This is a genomic window from Candidatus Thioglobus sp., from assembly GCF_028599055.1.
In the GTDB taxonomy this organism is placed as follows: domain Bacteria; phylum Pseudomonadota; class Gammaproteobacteria; order PS1; family Pseudothioglobaceae; genus Thioglobus_A.
Genome location: NZ_JAQRMS010000152.1, coordinates 1 through 2,550, shown reverse-complemented (window position 1 = coordinate 2,550; position 2,550 = coordinate 1). Strand labels below are relative to the sequence as shown.

General features: G+C 34.0%; 1 pseudogene. It reads left to right on the top strand.

The features are described 5' to 3' along the window. Positions 1-1,611: 1,611 nt before the first annotated feature. Positions 1,612-1,836: pseudogene (locus PSN35_RS07685) on the top strand (hypothetical protein); the annotation flags it as partial. Positions 1,837-2,550: the final 714 nt, after the last annotated feature.

The window sequence follows — 2,550 nt, the reverse complement described above, 5'->3', positions numbered from 1 at the left end:
AAAATTACTTTTTTAAATTTTATCCCGGGTTTAGCTGGGGTGGGGTGTTATTTACACCCGGGTAACTAACCAATCAGATTGCAAGATTCTTGCTTCATAAGAAATAATAGTATTTTATCCCGAGCTAGAAGTGAGGGATAAAATATACTAATATCTGCCAATCCATGTTAAAACTTAAAACACATTCTGGCTTCCATCATTTATTTCGATTCTGATATGTCTATAAAGAGTCCAACTACGGTAGTATTCTTTGATTGGAAGACGGTAATGTATATTTACGTTTGCGCTAAATGTCGCACACATTTATGCTGCCAATGGAAAAGTCAGTCACATTCACTGGCACATTTGCTAATGAGATTATACCAAATGTATATCTCGCTCGTTTGTTAACAAAGTGAAAGAAGGAGGTCATGTTAAAAAATTAAAAGATTTTTATTGTGTTCATCCTGCAAATCTTTTCTACTGATTTGTCCATCTATTAAAGATTTTATCAATATGAATTGCATTATTATAGCCCCCGCAAATGAAGTTTGGAGGGGTATAAAGATTTCACCTTGTCTGTCCGTCCGTCCGTCTGCCTGTCCAAACCAACTTCTGTGTCCTTTGTCTAAACTTCATGAAACTTTATACACTGACTGGCCATGATGTGTAAACCTCACTATAGACAGGATGTTCCGGTCCATTGACTTTTTCTAGAGTTATGGCCCTTTTGGACTCAGAAATTGTGACTCTTTCCACTATGCACCTTGTCATCACAACTCCTCTGATATGGGTTGTTGGATACACATGAAAGTTGGTACATTGTTAGATCCTCACATGCAGATGTGCATGAATATAGGATGATCCGGTCCATTGACTTTTGCCAGAGTTGTGGTCCTTTGAACTTAGACGTTTTGACCTTATGTATTATGCAAATTGTCATCGCAAATCATCTGATATGTTTGTCGGATACACATGAAAGTTGGTAGATTGTTAGATCCTCATATGCAGATGTGCATGAAGATAGGATGATCCGGTCCATTGACTTTTTCCAGAGTTGTGGTCCTTTGAACTTAGACGTTTTGATGGTGTCCATTGACATTGGTAATTGTTTGACACGGGAGTTGGTACATTTCCAGACTCTTATGTTTATATGCATGTTCAGTTTTCAGGTACCTAACTTCAATTTTATCAGATTAAACATAATAATTTGACAAGTAATATATTTTCGGTGTAGAATTAGTTTTCAATAATCTTGGACACAGTCAGAGTGAAGCGGGTGGGTATTAGTCCCGCTAAGCAGACAGTTCTAGTTTAAGTTGCAAGATACAATGACAAACCATTAGTTTATCAAAGAGTGTAACAGAGAAAGAGACACAAAGTGCAATGATTAACACAGGTATACAATATCTTCTAGTTATCCTAGATTCATATGTTTACAGACTTTATTTAGTTGGTTTCCAGTTATGTTGGAATGAAATAATGTTTGGAAATAAGACTATGAAGTCTGCTAATAAAGAGATGTTTTAAAGTTTTGATTTCAGTAAAATGAAGATATACAAAATATAGAAAATTAAAATTATAAAATATACTGAATACAATTGTACTTTGTACAAATAGGTTGAAAGAGTACAGAACAAAATATTATTCCAACAATACACTGCTAAAAAGAAATCAATGGATGCCACCAATCCCAAAGGCTGCCAAAATGAAAGAGAATTGTGGCATGGGTTCTCTGTGGATGCTTTAGATAGTATTAGTAATTATGGCTTTAATAGAAGTTATTGTGGGAAAAATGGTAAGATATATTATATACTGATATCTTTATTTATTGGTAATTTATATATTCTAATGTAGTTGTTAAATATCTCTGGTTTGTGATTGGACAATGCTCACGTGATGCTGAAATTTTCATGGTATCAATTCCACGGTTGAAACTCATGAGATATTTTAGACGATTGCCGCTTACGTCAACAATGTAGCAATTAATGCACATGATTACAGTTGAATAGAGATAACTGAATTGTATTTGAATACTTCACGGCATCAATTGTAGATTTAATGGTGTAATTTTTACCAATTCCACAGTTGAAATAGCATGATTTTTTTTTTTTTAACTGATTACTGCTTATGTCATCTTGTCAATAATACGGAAATATACATACATGATGTATGCATGTCTATCCTACACATGATTACATTAGATTTAATGGTTGCAAATATCTGTTTACTGGCTCCGCTAACGCGTCGCCAGTAAACTAAATTTGCTCCCAGCAATTCTCCAATTGATGCCGTAAAATTTTCAAATACAATACTTTTATCTCCTAATTTTTATGTTGATCTCGTCCAGGGACATATTCAGTATCAACAGACTGACCATAATATTGAAAATGATCAGTCAGTATGATGTCAACACATTATGATGTTACTGATAAAATGATCAGTCAGTATGATGTCAACACATTATGATGTTACTGATAAAATGATCAGTCAGTCTGATGTCAACACATGATGTTACTGATAAAATGATCAGTCAGTCTGATGTCAACACATTATGATGTTACTGATAAA